An 18,123-nucleotide genomic window follows, 5' to 3' on the forward strand; every position below is an offset into this window, starting at 1 on the left:
GTTTCCTATCGTGCGTTCATGGCTGCGATGACGGTCATGCCCGCCAGCACCGCGATCACCGCTGCAAAGAACGGGACCAGAAGGCGCGACAGGCGTTCGGCGCTGACCCCGGTCAGCAGCGATGCGGTGTAAAGCCCCGCGCCAACCGGCGGCGTCAGCAGCCCGAGCGCGAGGTTGACGGAAAGGATCGTGCCGAAGGTCACGGCGTCGATTCCATAGGTCTGCGTCGCGACGGGCAGCAGCACCGGCGCGATCAGGATGATCGCCGGGATCGGTTCCAGCACCGTGCCCATCAAAAGCAGCAGGATGTTCAGCAGAATCAGGAAGGTCAGCGGCGAGTCCGCCAGATCCTGCATCAGCGCGGCGGTCTGGGCCGGGATGCCAAGATAGGTGATCGCCCAGCCGATGATCTGCGCCGCCGCCACCAGATACAGCACCGCACCCGAGGTGACGGCCGTGCGGACCAGCGCGCTCGGGATGTCGGACAGCCGGAGTTCGCGATAGATCGGGCCGCCGATCAGGATGGCCGCCAGCGACGACACGGCGGCGGATTCGGTCGGCGTCGCCACCCCACCAAGGATCGAGCCGACCGCGACGACCGGAACCAGCAGCGCGGACAGCCCCTGCCAGATCGCACGTGCGCGGTCGGGCAGGGCTTGCGCGGGCACGCGGGGCAGGTCCATCTTGCGCCCCATCCACCAGATGACCGCCGCGAAGCAGCCCGCCATCGCAAGCCCCGGCCCGATCCCGGCGATGAACAGGTCGGCCACCGGCACCTGTGCCACGGCGGCATAGACGATCAGGTTCATCGACGGCGGCAACACCGGGGCCAGCAGCCCGCCCGCCGCTGTGATCGTGGTCGCCAGATCGCGGGGGTAGCCTTCGCGCTCCATCTCGGGCACCGACAGGCGGGCCATGACGGTCAGCTGTGCCACGGTCGATCCGAGGACCGAAGCCATCATCAGGTTTGCCAGCAGGTTCACCTGCGCCAGCCCCGCGCGCAGCGGCGGCATCACCGCCTGCGCCAGCGCCAGAAGATGACGGCCGATACCGCCCGCGCCCATCAACTCGCCCAGCAGGATGAACAGCGGCAGCGACAACAGGCCATAGCTTTCGATCCCGGCGAAAAGCTGCTGCGGAAAGGATTGCAGCAGGATGCCGTTGCCGCTGGCAAGGATCAGGATCACCGCCACCGCCACCAGCACGAAAGAGATCGGCGCCCCAAGTGCCATGAGACCGACGAAGGAAAGCCCCGCGATCATTTCAACGCCCCGATGCTTTGCGCCAGCGTCGCGGCGGCGTGGATCGTTCCGGTCACACAGGTCAACGGAAGGATCAGCCAGAACCAGATCTTGCGAACCCCCAATGTCAGGGTCGGGTCAAGATAGACGAAGTTGAAGCTGCGCTCCGCCAGAGCCGCGCCGGACCCGGCGGCGATCAGACCGGGCAGGTCCAGCCAGTTCCAGACCAGCACCGCCATCATTGCCATGAAGCCCAGCACCAGCGCATCTACGATCGCGACCAGCCACGCCCGCGCCCGATCGCCCAGTCGTTCGGGCAGGATGCCGATGGCCATGTGGCTGCGCGACGCGATCCCCAGAGACGCGCCCAAGAAGGCGATCCAGACCATCAGATGGACCGCAAGCTCGTCCGTCCAGACCAGCGGATGACCCAGACCGCGCGAGACGACATTGGCAAGAAGCACAACAAAGATCGCCGCGACCAACGCGGCCGCAAGCGCGGTTTCGGCGCCGCGTAAGGCGCGACTAACCTCTTGGATCGGGCGAAGGCCGTGGGTCGACAAGGGCATCTCATCCTTCGATGGCATTGGGAATCGATCAGCTAAACCATTGTGAAGCCGAAAAAAAATGTGTTCTGAAGGCAACAGAATGCTGCTGCGCCGTGGAATCCCGTTGTCTCCCGAAGCTGTTACCCATTACCTGACAAAAAAAATCACCTAAAGACGAGGGATAGATGATGCAACCCCATAAACTACGGCGCAGCTGCGTCGCGGCGCTTCTTGGCACAAGCTTGATCGTTCCGGTCACCGCGCTGGCCCAGACGTCAGAGGAGCCGATCGAGCTGGCACCGATCGTCATCACCGCCGAAGAACAGGCAAAGCAGGCGCTTGGCGCATCGACCATCACCGCCGAAGATCTGGAGAAGCAGCCGGTCGCGAACGACATCTCGGAAATCATCCGCAAGATGCCGGGGATCAACCTGACCGGCAACTCCACCTCGGGTCAGCGGGGCAACAACCGCCAGATCGACGTTCGCGGCATGGGGCCGGAAAACACGTTGATCCTGATCGACGGCAAGCCGGTCCTGTCGCGCAACTCGGTCAAGATGGGCCGTGCGGGCGAACGTGACACGCGCGGCGATTCCAACTGGGTGCCGCCGGAACTGGTCGAACGCATCGAAGTGCTGCGCGGCCCGGCTGCGGCGCGCTATGGTTCCGGCGCGTCGGGCGGGGTGGTCAACATCATCACCAAGCGCCCGGACACGTTCACCGGGCAGGTGGGCCTGAGCTTCCATCTTCCCGAAGGTTCGGACGAAGGGGGCGGCAAGCGCACCAACTTCATGCTGGCCGGCCCGGTGGGAGAGAAGCTGAGCTTCCGCCTGACCGGCAACTACAACAAGACCGATGCCGATTCGCCCGAGATCAACGACGCCGCCTCGAACAGCGAAACCGCCAGCGCGGGCCGCGAGGGGGTGGTGAACAAGGATCTGACCGGCCTTCTGACATGGGCGCCGCGCGATGGGCACGAGATCGACTTCGAGCTCGGCTTTTCGCGCCAAGGCAACATCTTTGCCGGCGAGCGTGGCACATTCGGCTCCGGTGCCGAAGGCTCGTTCGAGGATGGCCTTGCCCAGCGCGGGCTGGAGACGAACACCATGTATCGCTCCACCCTGGGTGTGACGCATCGCGGGGAATACAGCTTCGGCGAATCGTTCAGCTATCTGCAGTGGGAAAATACCCGCAACCGCCGACTGGGCGAAAGCAGCACGGGTCGCAACGAAGGCACGATCTGCGAGGATTGCCCTCCGCAGCGGACCACGCTTGACAACATCAACGCCAAGACCGAATGGGTGCTGCCGCTGACCATTGCGGGCAGGGAGCAATCGCTGACCCTTGGGGCCGAGGTCCGTCACGAGCGGATGAACGACAATGGCAACCCGCTTGATAATGGCGCCCCCAGCAAGCTGGACCAGACCAATATCGGCCTTTATGCCGAAAACAACATCCTGTGGGACGACCGGCTGACCCTGACGCCTGCCGTGCGGGTGGACTGGGCGGATACCTATGGCTTCAACGCCAGCCCGAGCCTGAATGCGACCTATGCCTTCACGGATGAATGGTCGATGAAGGTGGGCGTCGCACGGGCCTTCAAGTCGCCGAACCTGTATCAGTTGAATCCGAACTACCGCTACAATTCCGGGGGCAATGGGTGCCAGTTGGTCAACGGCCTGACCGAACCGTGCAAGATCCAGGGCAATCCGGACCTGAAGCCGGAAACCAGCCTGAACACCGAGGTCGGCATCGCCTATGAGGGGCTGGACGGCATCAGCGGCTCGCTTGCCTATTTCCACAACGATTACAAAGATCGGATCGCGGCCGGCAACACGCAGATCGGTGTCGAGCCCGATGGTCAGCGCGTCTTCATCTGGGACAACACGCCCGAGGCGAAAGTGTCCGGTCTTGAGGGCAGCTTCTCGGCTCCGCTGGGCGAGCGTTTCGCGTTCAGCGTCAACGCGACGTATATGCTGAAATCCGAAGACCAACGCGGCCAGCCGCTCAGCCTCGTGCCGAAATACACGATCAACAGCGCGCTGGACTGGCTGGCAAGCGATGACCTGACGGTCACGCTGTCGATGACCAACTATGGCCGGATCGAATCGCGGACCATCAACAGCAACACGGGCGGCGAGTTGCCCGCGGAGGAGATCGAGGATCGTCCCTCCTATACGCTGGTGAACCTGGGCGCGAAATGGGACATGACCGAAACGGCGCATCTGTCGGCGGGGGTGACCAACCTGTTCGACGAACAGCTGTTCCGCACCGGTATCGGCGCGAACACCTTCAATGAACCGGGTCGGGCGTTCTATCTGTCGATCAACAAGACGTTCTGATCGGGCCCTATGACGAAGCGCGCCGCGTCCCTTTCGGGTCGCGGCGTTTTGCTGGGCGCAGCGTCGGCGGTCGAATCGTCGATGCGGACAAAGAAAAAGCCCCGGACCGAACGTCCGAGGCTTTTTGGTCTTGGAAAAGACAGGCAGATCTTACTTGATCTTGCCTTCTTTGTATTCCACATGCTCGCGCTTCACGGGGTCGTATTTGCGAACCGTCATCTTCTCGGTCATGGTGCGGGCGTTCTTCTTGGTCACATAGAAGTGCCCGGTGCCCGCCGTCGAGTTCAGACGGATCTTGATCGTCGTCGGCTTCGCCATTGTCGTCTCCACAGCGTCGGAGGAAACGGCTCCCCCGTGGTAAATCCTTGAAGCCCGCCTTTTAACCGCGCGCGCCCCGGAGTCAACCGCAATTCGGGTTTCCGCCGAATGAAAATACGGACGGTTGGACCCTTGCGCCACAGGCCATACATTGGACCGGGGAAAAGGAGTAGAGCCATGAACGCAGATCCGAATTTCCGCGCCGTTCCGCTGCGCCGGGCCACCATATATCGCATGGTCATGGGCGATCATGTCTGTCCCTTCGGGCTGAAGGCGAAGGCGCAGCTGGAAAAGCACGGCTATCAGGTCGATGACCGCTGGCTGCGCACCCGCGAGGAGGTGGACGCCTTCAAGGCCCAGCACGGCGTCAAGACCACGCCGCAGGTCTGGATCGGCGAGGATCGGATCGGCGGGCATGATGCGCTGCGGGCGTTTCTGGGCGACCCGGTGGCGGGCAAGAACGACACGACCTATGCCCCGGTGGTCGCGGTCTTTGCCGTGGCGGCGCTGTCGGCGCTGGCGGCGCGCTGGGCAACGGACACGCTGACCTTCGCAAGCTGGCTGCAATGGGCGATCGCCTTTGCGATGGTGCTGCTGGGGCTGCAGAAGCTTCAGGACGTCGAAAGCTTCACCACCGGCTTTCTGGGCTATGACCTGCTGGCGCGGAAATGGGTGGGCTATGCCTATATCTATCCCTTTGCCGAGACGGCGGCAGGGCTTTTGATGATCACGGGCGTGCTGCTTTGGGTTTCGGTGCCCGTTGCGCTGTTCATCGGGGTGGTGGGCGTCGTATCGGTGGTGCAGGCGGTCTATGTCGAGAAGCGAGAGCTGCGCTGCGCCTGCGTGGGTGGAAACAGCCGCGTGCCACTGGGGTTCGTGTCCCTGCTGGAAAGTGCCATGATGGTGTTCATGGCGCTTTGGATGCTGGCGATGGTGTGATTGCGCGGATGGCCTGTAAGCCGGATTTTGTTCCGGGAATCGCTTCCCTTCGATGACCATTCCTCTGGTCCCGCCGTTGCCGGTGGGATCTAGCTGCCAACCCGGACCCCTGGGCTGAAGCATCCTGCCTGTGGTCTCCGCTAAGGCGCGGACCTTACAGGCGCGGGGTCCCTATTCGGCATTGCTCCGGGTGGGGCTTGCCTTGCCGTCCCTGTTGCCAGGTCCGCGGTGGGCTCTTACCCCACCGTTTCACCATCACCCCGACATGCGGGGCAGACTCTTCTCTGTGGCGCTTTCCCTCGGGTTGCCCCGGCCGGGCGTTACCCGGCACCCTTGCCTCATGGAGTCCGGACTTTCCTCGCGGGTTGCCCCACGCGGTCATCCGGCCATCCGCGCATCGCGGGGGTTATGCGGTGCGCGCCGCCGCGTCAAGGCCCGCTGCAAGGGCGCGGTCGGTATCGTCCAAGGGGCCGCGTGCCCAAGGGCGGAAGCGCAGCCGGAACGCCTCCAGCGCGGCGCAGGGATAGCCAAAGGCGCGAAGGTGCGCGTCGAAGTCACCGGGCAGGGCGGGGCCGGGCCAGACGGCCAGCCCCTGACGCGCCAGCCGCCGCCAGTCGAAACGAGGGCCGGGATCGGATTTGCGGTCCGGCGCCATGTCGGAATGGGCGATCACGCCAGCGGGGCGGATGGACCAGCGGGCCATGATCCCGTGCAGCAGACCCTCTAGCGCGCGCATCTGCGGCTCGGGGAAGGGGGATGCGCCGTCATTGGCAAGCTCGATCCCGATGGAGCGGGAATTGACGTCGTCGCGCCCTGCCCATTCGCCAGCGCCCGCATGCCATGCGCGCAGGGCTTCGTCCACCAGTTGCAGGACGCGCCCATCCTCGGCGATCAGCCAATGGCATGACACTTCGGCCGCCGGATCGCACAGGCGATCACGCGCGGCTTCGAAGGTTGCCATGGCGGTGTAGTGTATGACGATCAGGTCCGGCACCGCGCCATCGCGGCGCGATCCGTGATTGGGCGACAGGTTCAGCGCAGGGCCGCGCGGAAGGGGGTCGGGTCCCAGCCGCAGGCATAGCCGTCGCCGTCCGGATCGAGGCCCCGGCGGTCGCGATCCGGGCCACCCGCTTCAAGGAAGGCGATCTGCGCCTGATCCGCCGACGGGTATTTCGCGCAGGCATTTGCGGTGTTCGTCAGCCGGATGGCCGAACGGCCATACATCTGCGTGCCCACCGGATGGCTGGTTTGCAGCGCGAACTGCACAATGGAAGAACCGCCGGACGAATCCGGACGTTGCGGGATCGCGGTCGGCTGGATCTGTTGATACTGCGCGCGGTTCTGTGCGATGGCGGCGGCATCTTCGGCGATGGAACGATCTGCCGAGACCGCGTCGAAGTTGTTCTCGTTGGAAATGGCGGCGTGACCGGCGATCGCCGCCATCTCGCCATTCTCGACCCGGATGTTGGACGGTGCGTCGCCGCGAGGGCGCATCGCATTCGCATCGTTATATCCGGTGCCGGACACCGGAACCGAATTGCCGCCCTCTGCCGCGTTGATCGCCGCAAGTGCTCCCTCGGTCGAGAAGCTTTGCCCCTGCGGTTGACCATAGGTCTGGACCGGCTGCGTCATCGGGGAGGACCCGTTCAGCTGCGCGTTCCGCATATAGTCCTGGTAGCTGGCGCCGCTGTCGGGCACCTGCGGCGCGCAGGCCGCAAGCCCGAGGGCGACGATCACGAAAGAAACGCGTGCAGACATCTGTGTTTCCGACTCAAATCCCAGTTTGGGCGCTTACCACCATTTGGCGGGTTTTGCTACGAACCCCGCCGATTTTTCGAGCACATAGGCGTGATTGAGAAGCTCCGCCTCCTGCCACGGCTGGCCGATCAGTTGCAGGCCAAGCGGCAGGCCCGAGGCCGAGAGCCCCACCGGAACCGAAACGCCGGGCAGCCCGGCAAGGTTCAGCGTCACGGTGAAGACGTCGTTCAGATAAGCCTCGACCGGGTTGTCGGATTTCTTGCCGATCTCGAACGCGGGCGTCGGGGTGGCGGGGGCAAGGATCGCATCCACGCCATCCGCGAAGGCAAGCTCGAAGTCGCGCTTGATCAGCGCGCGAACCTTGCGGGCGCGGTTGTAATAGGCGTCGTAGAAGCCCGCGGACAGCACATAGGCCCCGACCATGACGCGGCGCTGGACTTCCTTGCCGAAGCCCTTGGCGCGGGTCTTCTCATACATGTCCGTGATGTCGTCGCCCGCGTTCAGCGTGGCCCGCATCCCATACCGCACGCCGTCATATCGGGCGAGGTTCGAGGATGCTTCGGCCGGGGCGATGACGTAATAGGCGGGCAGTGCGTATTTCGTGTGGGGAAGCGAGATGTCCACGATTTGGGCCCCCGCATCCTTCAGCATCTCGGCCCCGCGGCGCCACAGGGCGTCGATCTCGTCCGACATGCCGTCCATGCGGTATTCGCGCGGAATGCCGATCTTCTTGCCGCGGATATCGCCGGTCAGCGCCGCTTCGAAATCCGGCACGGCGATGTCGGCAGAGGTCGAATCCTTTGCGTCATGCCCGGCCATGCTGCCCAGCATGATTGCGGCATCGCGGACCGATTTGGTCATCGGTCCCGCCTGATCCAGCGACGAGGCATAGGCGACGACGCCCCAACGCGACACCCGGCCATAGGTCGGCTTGATCCCGACCGTTCCGGTGAAGGCGGCGGGCTGGCGGATCGAGCCGCCCGTGTCGGTGCCGGTCGCCGCAATGCACAGGTCGGCCGCGACCGCCGCCGCCGATCCGCCCGACGATCCGCCGGGGGTCAGCCCGTCGCGCCACGGGTTGATCGCGGGGCCATAGGCCGAATTCTCGTTGGACGAGCCCATGGCGAATTCGTCCATGTTCAGCTTGCCCAGCATCACCGCGCCATCGCCGAACAGCTTGGACGTGACGGTGGATTCGTATTCCGGCGTGAAGCCCGACAGGATGTTCGATGCCGCCTGCGAAGGAACGCCGCGCGTGCAGAACAGATCCTTGATCCCCAGCGGGATGCCGCACATCGACGGCGCATCGCCGGATGCAAGACGCGCATCGGCGGCCTTCGCCATCTCCAGCGCCAGATCGGGCGTGTGGTGGACGAAGGCGTTCAGCTTCGTCGAAGCACCAGCCGCTTTCAGGCAGGCCTCTGTCAGTTCGACCGACGTGATCTCGCGCTTGCGCAGGGCGTCGCGGGCGGCTTCGATGGTCAGGGTATTGCTGCTCATTCCACCACCTTCGGCACGGCAAAGAAACCTTCTCGCGCATCGGGCGCGTTCGACAGGACCTTTTCCTGGATGTCTCCGTCGGTCACGACATCCGCGCGGCGTTTCAGCCGCATCGGCGTCACCGAGGTCATGGGCTCGACCCCCGAGACATCCACCTCGTTCAGCTGTTCCATGAAGGTCAGGATGTTGCTGAGTTCGCCTGCCAGCGCGGGCAGATCGGCCTCCTCGACTCGGATACGCGCCAGATGCGCGACCTTGCGGGCGGTCTCGGTGTCGATCGACATGGAAAGCTCCGGGGTGTTGGTCCGGGGCGGGGTTTAACGCGCGCGCAGCCGCAGGGCAAGCGCGCGCAGCCCCAGCACCACGGCAAGGATGATCGCATTCGCCGCCAGACCCACGGCGATGCGAACCGGATCGGCCCCGCCCTGCATCGCGACGGGGATGATGACGGCCACGAACACGATCCCCGCCAGCAGCGGCACGATCACCCCCGATATGGCGGCGTTGCGCAGCGTGGTCAGCACCAGCGCCACCAGAAGGCCGATGCGGAACGGGTCGGTCAGTTGCGAGATCAGAAGGTCCATGCCGCCATCCTTGCCGCCTTGCGCTTTGGGATCAAGTGGTGTCATCGCTGGCACATGACGGAGGAACGGATGGACCGGACGATCGGAATGCGCGGGGCGATGGCCCTTGTCGGGGCGCTGGCGGGGCTTAGCCTCTATGGTCTTTACGAGGCGCTGGAGGCGCTGCCCCCTCTGGCGGCGTTGGCGCTGGCGGCGTTCGCTGGCAGCTTCGCCACCGCGCTGCTGGGCATGTGGGGGCCGCTGCCATTCCGTCGCGCGGGGGCTGGGGCGCTGGTGATCGCTGTCTTGTCCGCAGGGCTGCTGGTGCTGGCGGGGATGCGGTTCACCGATCTGGAAGGGCTGTTCGACAGCAGCCACGCCTCGCTTGCGTTCTTCGTCACGGTGCTGATCCCGCTGCCGTTCTGGATCGCGGGGTCGGTGCGCGACTATCCGGCGTTGTTCTCCGCCGCGTGGGGCATCGTCATGCGCTATGTCGGGGCATGGCTGTTCGTCGGGCTGGTCTGGGGGCTGATCTATCTGTCGGACGCGCTTTTGAACATCGTCGGGATCGACTGGGTCGAACGGGTGATCGACACCGACGCCGCACCCTGGATCATCACCGGGCTGGCGCTGGGCCTTGCGATCGCCGTCGCGAACGAGCTTTCGGAGGTCGTCTCGCCCTTCATCGTGCTGCGGCTTCTGCGTGTGTTGCTGCCGGTGGTGCTGGCGGTGATGGTGGTGTTCCTGATCGCGCTGCCCTTCCGGGGGGCGGCGGATGTGTTCGGGTCGCTGTCGGTGGCGGGCACGCTGCTGTGGATGTGCGTCGCGGCGGCAACGCTGGTGACGGCGGCGGTGGAGCGGCGGGACGATGATTCGGTCCACGGCGCGATGGCATGGGCCGCGCGCGCGCTGGCGGCGATCCTGCCGATTCCGGCTGCGCTGGCGGTCTGGTCGGTCTGGCTGCGGGTGTCGGAATATGGCTGGACCCCGCCGCGCCTGTTTGCCGCCGTGGGGGCCGGGATGGCGCTGGCCTATGGCGCGGCTTATCTGCTGGCGGTGGTTCGTCCCGGATGGCGGGCGCATCTGCGGCAGGGGAACATCGTGCTGGCGCTGCTGCTGATCGGGGTGGCGGCGATCTGGCAGACGCCGCTGCTGGACGCGCAGCGCATATCCGCCGAAAGCCAGCTTGACCGGATCGTCGCGGGGCGGGGCGAGGCCGATCCTTCGGCGATGCTGGACTGGGGCCGGGCAGGGGATCGTGCCTTCGCGAGCCTGGACGCATTGGCGGCCCAGCCGGGGCAGGAGGATCTTGCCCGCCGCCTGCGCGCCGCCCGTGAGGTTCCGCGCAGGGCAACGGCGGCGGATGTCGCGGCGGTGCTGCCCGTGCGCCCGGAATCGGAGACGGCACTGCGCGACCGTTTCCTTGCCGGGATGGATCAATGGCAACTGGACAGCCTGCGCAGCGGTTGCGCCACGGCCTGTGTGATGGTGATCGGTCCCTTCTGGCCTGACGAGACGGCTCCGCAGGCGCTGATCGCCTATGACCCCGGTCACGGACAATTCGCGGCGTTCGAGGGATTCGCGCTGGTGGATGGCAAGGTGCAGTCGCGCATCGCATCGCCGGTGGGCACGCAGGAACGGGGGGCTGCCGAGGTGGTCGGCGCGATCATCCGCGACGGGCTGCGTTTCGTTCCGGTCGCGCAGAACCGGCTGGAACTGCCCGGGGGAAGCGTGACGATCCAGCGTTGAAACTATTTTAACCGGCGCAGACCTAACCTTTGCCGAGTTGGTGCGAGGGGTGAAGGTGATGCACGGTCTGTTCAACAGGGCAATCCAATGTTTCCTGCGCGACACATACGGTGCGGATTTGTGGCGGCAGGTGGCGCAGGATGCAGGCCTCGGGTTCGAGGATTTCGAGGCGATGCTGCGCTATGACCCTTCGGTCACGGATGCGGTGCTGCGGGCGGCATCGGTGCGCCTGTCCCGCCCGCGCGAGGCGGTGCTGGAGGATCTGGGCAACCATCTGATCTCCAACCCCTTGCTTGAACCCGTGCGGCGATTGTTGCGGTTCGGGGGCGTGACGTTCCGCGACTTCCTGAACTCGCTGGAGGATTTTCCCGATCGCTGCCGTCTGGCCCTGCCGGGGGCGGATGTGCCGCTGTTGACGCTGCGCGAGGGGGAGGACGGGTATCTGCTGTCCTGCCGCTGGTCGCTGGACGGGGTGGGGCATCTGGTCGTCGGCCTGTTGCGTGCGATGGCGGACGATTACGGAACGCTCGCCTTTCTGGAGCATGTCGGCGCGGATGCCGAAGGGGAGACGATCTCGGTCCGTCTGGTCGAGGTGCAGCTTTTCGCGGGGCGCCCGTTCGATCTGGCGGCAAGGGCATGATGCGGTTCGATCTTCCGAACGAGGCGCTGGACCTGCTGATGCCGATGCATCTTGCAGTGTCGCTTGACGGACGGGTGCTGCGCGCGGGGCCGACATTGGCCAAGTTGTTTCCGGTCCGGCCCGAGGGGCGCTGGTTCTTCGACCTGTTCACCGTGCGCCGTCCGGGCGGTATTGCGACGATGGATGCGTTGCCGCAAGGCCCGCGTCTTCACCTTGGCGTGGCCGGATCGCCCGTGACCCTGCGCGGGGCGGCGATGCCGATGCGCGGCGGGCTGATCCTGAACCTGTCCTTCGGCATCGGGCTGCTGGAGGCGATCCGCCACTATGGCCTGACCGATTCCGATTTCGCCGCGACCGATCTGACGATGGAGATGCTTTACGTCGTCGAAGCCAAAAGCGCGGTGATGGAGGAGCTTGGCCAGCTGAACCTGCGGCTTCAGGGCGCCAAGTCCGAGGCGGAGGAACGCGCGCTGACGGATACCTTGACGGGCTTGCGCAATCGGCGCGGTCTGGATGCGGCGATGTCGGGGTTGATCGCGACGGGCAAGCCGTTCAGCCTGCTGCATATGGACCTCGATTTCTTCAAGCAGGTCAACGATCTGTATGGACATGCGACGGGGGATGCGGTGCTCTGCCGCGTCGCGCAGATCCTGAGCGAGGAGACCCGGCGCGGCGATACCGTTGCGCGGATCGGCGGGGATGAATTCGTCGTCGTCCTGCCGGGCTTGGGCGACTGCGATCTGCCGGAAGGCATTGCGCGGCGCATCGTCATGCGCATGAACGAGCCGATAGATGTCGCGGGGCGCATCTGCCGCATCTCCATCAGCATCGGGGTCACGAGTTCGGCGCTTTACGACCGGCCCGACCCGGACATCATGCTGGATGACGCAGATCAGGCGCTTTACGCCAGCAAGCATGGCGGGCGCGGTCAGGTCCGCCGCGTGCGCTGACCTTGTCGCATCGGCGGCGGGGTCCTACCTTCATTGGGAACGGAGGCCATCGATGACCCACACGCTTGTTCCCGCACCGCTTTCCGCCCAGACCGAGGCGCAGATCGCCGCGCTTGCCAAACGCGCGCAAAAGGCGGGCGGTCCGCTGATGAAGGCGGTCAACCTTGCCGGCGGGCGGGCCGAGGGGCTGATGGAGAAGCTGCCGCAGGGTGTTCGTGACCGAATCGAGGACGTGACGGGTTCGGCGCTGGAGCAATGCTACAAGGCCGCGTCGGGTGTGCGTGGCAGCGGCGTTCTACCGGATGCGGGCAAGCATGGGCACAAGATCGCGGTCGCCGTGTCGGGCGGGGCGGGTGGCTTCGGCGGGTTGGGCTCGGCGGTGCTGGAGCTTCCGGCGACGGTGTCGATCTTCTTCGCCGCCATCCAGAAGATCGCGGCGGAACACGGGTTCGATCCCGATGACGAGGTGGTCCGGCTGGAATGTCTGCGCGTTTTCGGTTCGGGATCGCCGCTGGAGGAGGATGACGGCGTCAACACCGGCTTTCTTGCGGCGCGGGTGATGCTGAACGGTGCGGGGGCGCATGCGATGATCGCGCGGATCGCGCCGAAATTCGCGCTGGTCATGGGGCAGAAACTGGCGGCGCAGACGGTGCCGGTCATCGGGGCGGTGACGGGGGCCGCGGTGAACCTCGCCTTCCTTGGCTATTATCAGGAACTGGCGCATGTGCGCTTTTCGCTGATGAAGCTGGCGCAAAGCCACGCGGAGGGCGAGGTTCTGCACGCCTTCCGCGCCGCGAATGCGAAACCCGTGCGGCCCTAGAACTCGGACCCCTGCTGCCACGGTTTGACGAGGTTGCCGAAGCGGGTGAAGCGGCCTTCGAACGAAAGCTCCACCGTGCCGATCGGGCCGTGGCGCTGTTTGCCGATGATGCATTCGGCCTTGCCGTGCACCTGTTCCATGATCTGCTGCCATTTCGCCATGGCCTCCAGATCATGGTCGCCCGGTTTTTCACGCTCTTTGTAATATTCGTCGCGATACACGAACATCACAACGTCGGCGTCCTGTTCGATCGAGCCGGATTCGCGCAGGTCCGAAAGCTGCGGGCGTTTATCCTCGCGCGATTCGACCTGGCGCGACAGCTGCGACAGGGCGATGACGGGGATGTTCAACTCCTTGGCGATCGCCTTCAGGCCCTGGGTGATCTCGGACACCTCCTGCACGCGGGATTCCTTGGAAGAACCCTTCAGAAGCTGGAGATAGTCCACCATCAGCACGTCCAGTCCATGCGTCCGTTTCAGGCGGCGGCAGCGGGCTGCGACCTGCGAAATCGGCAGGGCGGGTGTATCGTCGATATAGAGCGGGCAGGCTTCCAGCGCCTTCGCGGCTTCCACGAAACGGCGGAATTCGGCCTCGGTCATGTCGCCGCGGCGAATCTGTTCGGACGGCACTTCCGACGCTTCGGACAGGATACGGGCGGCCAGCTGTTCGGCCGACATCTCCAGCGAGAAGAACCCCACGATGCCGCCTTCGACCGCGCCTTCGGTGCCGTCATGGGTGATGCCGCGCTTGTAGGCTTTCGCCACGTTGAACGCGATGTTGGTCGCCAGCGAGGTTTTCCCCATCGACGGACGGCCCGCAAGGATCAGAAGGTCGGACGGATGCAGCCCGCCCAGCTTCTTGTCCAGATCGACAAGCCCGGTCGAAATCCCGGCAAGGCCACCGTCGCGTTGATAGGCGGCGTTTGCGACATTCACCGCCTCGGTCACGGCTTTCAGGAACGATTGAAAGCCGCGTTCGGCGACGCCCTGTTCGCCGAGCTTATAAAGGCGCTGTTCGGCCTCGACGATCTGTTCCTTCGGCTCGGACGCGACATCGACCTTGGCGGCTTTGGCCGAAATATCCCGGCCCAGCGCGATCAGTTCGCGCCGCACGGCAAGGTCATAGATCATCTGTGCATAATCGCGCGCCGCGAAGGCCGAGATCGCCGCGCCCGCCAAGCGGGCAAGGTATGCGGGGCCGCCCAGCTCGCGCAACCCTGGGTCGTCCTCCAGAAACGCTTTGAGCGTTACGGGCGAAGCGAGCGCGTTCTTCTGGATGCGGGCCGAGGCGACTTCGAAGATGCGCGCATGGACCGGATCGTAGAAGTGGTCAGCCTTGCACAGCGACGAAACGCGGTCATAGACGTCGTTATTCGTCAGGATCGCGCCCAGAAGCTGCTGTTCTGCTTCGATATTATGCGGCAGGGCATCGGTATCCCCTTCGGGCGCGGGGCCGGCATTGGGACGGAAGCTCGTGATCTCGTTCATGCTCTTCCTCTCTGGTCGGCGATCCCGACCCTGTTCCGGTGGTTCGTGTTCATACCCCCGATTGCGGCTTGGGTGCAAAGGGGAAAAGTCTGTGGAAAAACTGCGGGAAAGCCCGCAGATATGGGGGCTTTCCTGTGGATAACCCTGCGGGCAAGTGTTGAAACGGGCGAAGAAACAAGGCGCCGCGCGGGCTGCGCAGCGCCTTGGGACGTCATAGGCCGGAAATGGCTCAGCCCTTCCGGGCCTCCTGCCATTCGCGCGGCGAGTTCAGGAAAGCCTCGACCTCGGTGAGCGTTTTTTCATCGAAAGCGCCCTGTGCGCGGGCTTCGGCCAGCACGTCCCACCAGGTGCACAGGTGATGCAGCGTCACACCATGATCGGCGAGCCGCTGCGTCGTTTCCGGGAAGATGCCGTAATAGAAGATCACCGCCGTATGCGCGCAGCTTGCCCCCGTTTCGCGGATCGCATCGACGAAGGACAGTTTCGATCCGCCGTCGGTGGTCAGATCCTCCACCAGCAGGACGCGCTGGCCTTCGGTCATCGCGCCTTCGATGCGGGCGTTGCGGCCGTAGCCTTTGGGCTTTTTCCGAACATAGGTCATCGGCAGCGCCATGCGCTCGGCCACCCAAGCGCCGAAGGGGATGCCTGCGGTTTCGCCGCCTGCGATGTTGTCGAACGCCTCGAACCCCGCGTCGCGCATGACGGTCACGGTCAGGAAGTCCATCAGCGTGCTGCGGATGCGCGGATAGGAGATCAGCTTGCGGCAATCGATATAGGTCGGCGAGGGCAGGCCCGAGGCCAGCGTGAACGGCGTTTCCGCATTGAAGTGGACGGCCTTGATCTCCAGCAGCATCCGGGCGGTCAGGCGGGCGATTTCTTCGCGCGGGGGGAAGGAGGTCGGGATCATTTCACGGTCCAGTGCAGGGGGAAGCCGGGGTCGAACACGGTCACGGGACCGGCGCCGGTTTCGATTTTCGTGGGGTATTCGACGGGCGCGCCTTTGGTCAGGGTGATGGTCGCCTCGTTCACCGGCAGGCGATAGAAGGCGGGACCGTGGAGGGATGCGAACCCTTCGAGGCGATCCAGCTTGCCGTCCTGCTCGAACACCTCGGCCAGAACGGACATGGTGTTGGTGGCGGTGAAGCAGCCCGCGCAGCCGCAGGCATGTTCCTTCAGCGCGTCCACATGCGGGGCCGAATCGGTGCCGAGGAAGAAGGTCGCATCGCCCGACATCGCCGCCTCGCGCAGCGCCAGCCGATGCTGTTCGCGTTTCGCCACCGGCAGGCAGTAGTAATGCGGCTTGATCCCGCCCACGAGGATGTGGTTGCGGTTGATGACCAGATGGTGCGTCGTGATCGTCGCGGCCAGATCGGTTCCCGACCGGGCATAGGCGACGCCCTGTTCGGTCGTGATATGCTCCATCACCACGCGCAGGCCCGGATTGGCGCGGCGCAGCGGGTCGAGGACGGTGTCGATGAACACGGCTTCGCGGTCGAAGATATCGACCTCGGGGGTCGTCACCTCGCCGTGGATGCAGAGGGGCAGGCCGATCTCGGCCATCGTCTCCAGCACGCCGCGCACCTTGTCGAAATCGCGCACGCCGCCGTGGGAATTGGTCGTCGCCCCCGCCGGATACAGCTTCACCGCCTTGACCAGACCGGATTCGGCTGCCGCGCGCACATCGGCGGCGTCGGTGCCTTCGGTCAGATACAGCGTCATCAGCGGCTCGAACGCCATGCCTTCTGGCAGGGCGGCGAGGATTCGGTCGCGATAGGCGCGGGCGTGATCGCCGGTCACGACCGGCGGCACGAGGTTCGGCATGATGATCGCCCGCGCGAAATGGCGGGCGGTTTCGGGCAGGACACCTTCCAGCATCGCGCCGTCGCGCAGGTGCAGGTGCCAGTCATCCGGGCGGCGGAGGGTCAATGTCTGTTGCATGCCCTCGCGCCTAGCGCATCGCCGTGGCATTTTCCAGCACTAGCTTGCGCCGAAATGAAGGAGACCCCGATGTATCGCATTCTTGCCCTGACGCTTCTGCTGCCGTTGCCCGTTGCCGCGCAGCAGGTCGATTGCGCCAATGCCGTGACGCAAGCCCAGATGACCCAATGTGCTGCCGAAGAACTGGGCGCCGCCGACGATGCGCTGAACGCGGCCTTCGGCAAGGCGATGACGAAGATGCGCGGGCTGGACGGCGGCGAGGATGTCCTGCGGCGTGCCCAGCGCGCGTGGATCTCGTTCCGCGACACCGCCTGCGCCGCCGAAGGGCTGCCCTATGCCGGCGGCTCGATGCAGGGGATGGTCGTCGTCAACTGCAAGACCCGTCTGACCGACGCAAGAACCGCCGATATGGAGGCTCTGGCCAAGGGGTCATGAATCGCGGATGACCCGCAGCGCGTCCAGCACCGGTTTCGTGCGGCGCGGTTTGTCGCGGTTCAGCGTCAGAAGCCGCCGCAGATAGGGTTCGTGCTGGTGCCGCCTGCGCCAGAGCCGGGCGAATATCGCCGCCGAGATTCGCCCCTCGCCCGCGTTTTCCAGAAGGCGCGGGACGATGGCCATATGCTCCAGCATGGTGCCAAGTTCGCCGCCGCCCCCCCGGCATTTCAGATGCGTGACGTTCGCGCGGTCGAACAGCGCGGCATGGGCGGCGTCCGGGGCGAACAGCGGATCGTAGATCAGGAACACCCCGCCCGCGCCTTCGACCATGTCCGGCGCAAACCCATATCGCGACGTGAAGTCGAGCCGCCGCTGCTTGCGGTCGCGCGGGTCCCAGCCCGTGCGCGCGGGGTCCAGCGTGGCGCGCGCCTGCACCGCGATCACGGTCGCCTCGGGTGCAGTGACTGAAAACGCACAGGCGGCATAGGCGCCCATGCCGCTGCCATGAAAGACGACGCGGTCGAAATCCTCGAAGAAGGCATCCTCGACCAGCCGGTCGAAGAAGGAATAGACGGCGGGGTCGCGGAACCATGTCGGCCCGTCCGTGATCAGGCACAGATGCGACCAGCCCTTCGATTCGGCTACGATGCGCCCCATCGGCATCTGGTCTGCGCGGGCAAGGCAGGCCTCGATCGACTCGAAGCTGACCAGCAGCGTCGTGCTGTCATCGGCGAACATCGCCCAGTGCCGCGCACCCAAGGGTTGAAAATAGCCTTCGCTCTCGCCAATACTTTCCATGGCGGCAAGCCACGCGGCCTTGTCGGTCGCGGCGAAGGCATCGCGGGGCAGGGTGTCGTCGGTCATGGCGCGGCTGTCTGGAATGGCAGGAAAGTTT

Annotated in this window: 19 protein-coding genes and 1 other RNA gene; 7 read left to right on the plus strand and 13 right to left on the minus strand. The window is 65.2% G+C overall.

What is annotated here, in order from left to right:
* Positions 1-5: 5 nt before the first annotated feature.
* Positions 6-1,262: a TRAP transporter large permease gene (locus E2K76_RS13735; RefSeq protein WP_136684926.1), complete on the minus strand. Its 1,257-nt coding sequence runs from the start codon at positions 1,260-1,262 to the stop codon at positions 6-8.
* Positions 1,259-1,810: a TRAP transporter small permease gene (locus tag E2K76_RS13740; protein WP_169053312.1), complete on the minus strand. Its 552-nt coding sequence runs from the start codon at positions 1,808-1,810 to the stop codon at positions 1,259-1,261. Before E2K76_RS13740 ends, E2K76_RS13735 begins: the two co-directional genes overlap by 4 nt.
* A gap of 164 nt (positions 1,811-1,974) precedes the next feature.
* Between E2K76_RS13740 and E2K76_RS13745 the strand changes: the two genes are divergently transcribed.
* Positions 1,975-4,131, plus strand: a complete 2,157-nt coding sequence (locus E2K76_RS13745; RefSeq protein ID WP_220432244.1) for a FepA family TonB-dependent siderophore receptor — start codon at positions 1,975-1,977, stop codon at positions 4,129-4,131.
* A 150-nt stretch (positions 4,132-4,281) separates the two neighbouring features.
* Here E2K76_RS13745 and rpmG read toward each other — a convergent pair whose 3' ends face one another.
* Positions 4,282-4,449, minus strand: a complete 168-nt coding sequence (gene rpmG / locus E2K76_RS13750) for a 50S ribosomal protein L33 (RefSeq protein ID WP_018301779.1) — start codon at positions 4,447-4,449, stop codon at positions 4,282-4,284.
* Positions 4,450-4,626: 177 nt separating this feature from the next.
* Here rpmG and E2K76_RS13755 point away from each other — a divergent pair, with 177 nt between their 5' ends.
* The gene (locus tag E2K76_RS13755; RefSeq protein ID WP_136684928.1) at positions 4,627-5,388 is read left to right on the plus strand and encodes a MauE/DoxX family redox-associated membrane protein; all 762 of its coding nucleotides are present in this window, start codon (positions 4,627-4,629) and stop codon (positions 5,386-5,388) included.
* On the opposite strand, the gene rnpB is transcribed toward E2K76_RS13755, so the two are convergent.
* The 6 genes from rnpB to E2K76_RS20365 all read right to left on the minus strand — a co-directional run bounded on the left by rnpB (position 5,389) and on the right by E2K76_RS20365 (position 9,230).
* An RNA gene (gene rnpB / locus E2K76_RS13760) (RNase P RNA component class A) lies at positions 5,389-5,782 on the minus strand. It abuts the gene before it with no gap.
* 12 nt (positions 5,783-5,794) lie between these two features.
* Positions 5,795-6,424, minus strand: coding sequence for an N-acetylmuramoyl-L-alanine amidase (locus E2K76_RS13765; RefSeq protein WP_136684929.1), 630 nt, complete (start codon positions 6,422-6,424; stop codon positions 5,795-5,797).
* Complete coding sequence (locus E2K76_RS13770) at positions 6,421-7,146, minus strand: hypothetical protein (RefSeq protein ID WP_136684930.1); 726 nt, start codon at positions 7,144-7,146, stop codon at positions 6,421-6,423. The genes E2K76_RS13765 and E2K76_RS13770 overlap by 4 nt, the downstream gene beginning before the upstream one ends.
* Positions 7,147-7,179: 33 nt before the next feature.
* Positions 7,180-8,646: an Asp-tRNA(Asn)/Glu-tRNA(Gln) amidotransferase subunit GatA gene (gene gatA, locus E2K76_RS13775; protein ID WP_136684931.1), complete on the minus strand. Its 1,467-nt coding sequence runs from the start codon at positions 8,644-8,646 to the stop codon at positions 7,180-7,182.
* Positions 8,643-8,930, minus strand: coding sequence for an Asp-tRNA(Asn)/Glu-tRNA(Gln) amidotransferase subunit GatC (gatC, locus tag E2K76_RS13780; protein ID WP_136684932.1), 288 nt, complete (start codon positions 8,928-8,930; stop codon positions 8,643-8,645). Before gatC ends, gatA begins: the two co-directional genes overlap by 4 nt.
* A 33-nt stretch (positions 8,931-8,963) precedes the next feature.
* On the minus strand, positions 8,964-9,230 hold the full coding sequence (locus tag E2K76_RS20365) for a hypothetical protein (protein ID WP_169053313.1): 267 nt from the start codon (positions 9,228-9,230) through the stop codon (positions 8,964-8,966).
* A 69-nt stretch (positions 9,231-9,299) separates the two neighbouring features.
* Between E2K76_RS20365 and E2K76_RS13785 the strand changes: the two genes are divergently transcribed.
* The 4 genes from E2K76_RS13785 to E2K76_RS13800 are packed head-to-tail and all read left to right on the plus strand — an operon-like array spanning position 9,300 to position 13,368.
* Positions 9,300-10,958, plus strand: coding sequence for a DUF4153 domain-containing protein (locus E2K76_RS13785; protein ID WP_169053314.1), 1,659 nt, complete (start codon positions 9,300-9,302; stop codon positions 10,956-10,958).
* Between the two features lie 58 nt (positions 10,959-11,016).
* Entirely contained in the window at positions 11,017-11,598 is a 582-nt protein-coding gene (locus tag E2K76_RS13790) for a heme NO-binding domain-containing protein (protein WP_136684934.1), read from the plus strand.
* On the plus strand, positions 11,598-12,548 hold the full coding sequence (locus E2K76_RS13795) for a GGDEF domain-containing protein (protein ID WP_136684959.1): 951 nt from the start codon (positions 11,598-11,600) through the stop codon (positions 12,546-12,548). The genes E2K76_RS13790 and E2K76_RS13795 overlap by 1 nt, the downstream gene beginning before the upstream one ends.
* Before the next feature lie 52 nt (positions 12,549-12,600).
* Entirely contained in the window at positions 12,601-13,368 is a 768-nt protein-coding gene (locus tag E2K76_RS13800) for an EcsC family protein (RefSeq protein WP_169053315.1), read from the plus strand.
* Here the strand turns inward: E2K76_RS13800 and E2K76_RS13805 are convergent.
* From E2K76_RS13805 to pyrC, 3 genes are all read right to left on the minus strand, one after another.
* A complete protein-coding gene (locus tag E2K76_RS13805; protein WP_136684936.1) occupies positions 13,365-14,855 on the minus strand; it encodes a replicative DNA helicase in 1,491 nt (496 codons plus the stop codon). The genes E2K76_RS13800 and E2K76_RS13805 overlap by 4 nt on opposite strands.
* A 229-nt stretch (positions 14,856-15,084) precedes the next feature.
* Entirely contained in the window at positions 15,085-15,762 is a 678-nt protein-coding gene (locus E2K76_RS13810; RefSeq protein ID WP_136684937.1) for an orotate phosphoribosyltransferase, read from the minus strand.
* The gene (gene pyrC, locus E2K76_RS13815) at positions 15,759-16,793 is read right to left on the minus strand and encodes a dihydroorotase (protein ID WP_136684938.1); all 1,035 of its coding nucleotides are present in this window, start codon (positions 16,791-16,793) and stop codon (positions 15,759-15,761) included. Before pyrC ends, E2K76_RS13810 begins: the two co-directional genes overlap by 4 nt.
* Positions 16,794-16,862: 69 nt before the next feature.
* Between pyrC and E2K76_RS13820 the strand changes: the two genes are divergently transcribed.
* The gene (locus tag E2K76_RS13820) at positions 16,863-17,228 is read left to right on the plus strand and encodes a lysozyme inhibitor LprI family protein (RefSeq protein WP_220432245.1); all 366 of its coding nucleotides are present in this window, start codon (positions 16,863-16,865) and stop codon (positions 17,226-17,228) included.
* Here the strand turns inward: E2K76_RS13820 and E2K76_RS13825 are convergent.
* A complete protein-coding gene (locus E2K76_RS13825) occupies positions 17,223-18,092 on the minus strand; it encodes a phosphoadenosine phosphosulfate reductase (RefSeq protein ID WP_136684940.1) in 870 nt (289 codons plus the stop codon). The genes E2K76_RS13820 and E2K76_RS13825 overlap by 6 nt on opposite strands.
* Positions 18,093-18,123: the final 31 nt, after the last annotated feature.

Source organism: Falsirhodobacter xinxiangensis, from assembly GCF_004959935.1.
Lineage (GTDB): Bacteria > Pseudomonadota > Alphaproteobacteria > Rhodobacterales > Rhodobacteraceae > Falsirhodobacter > Falsirhodobacter xinxiangensis.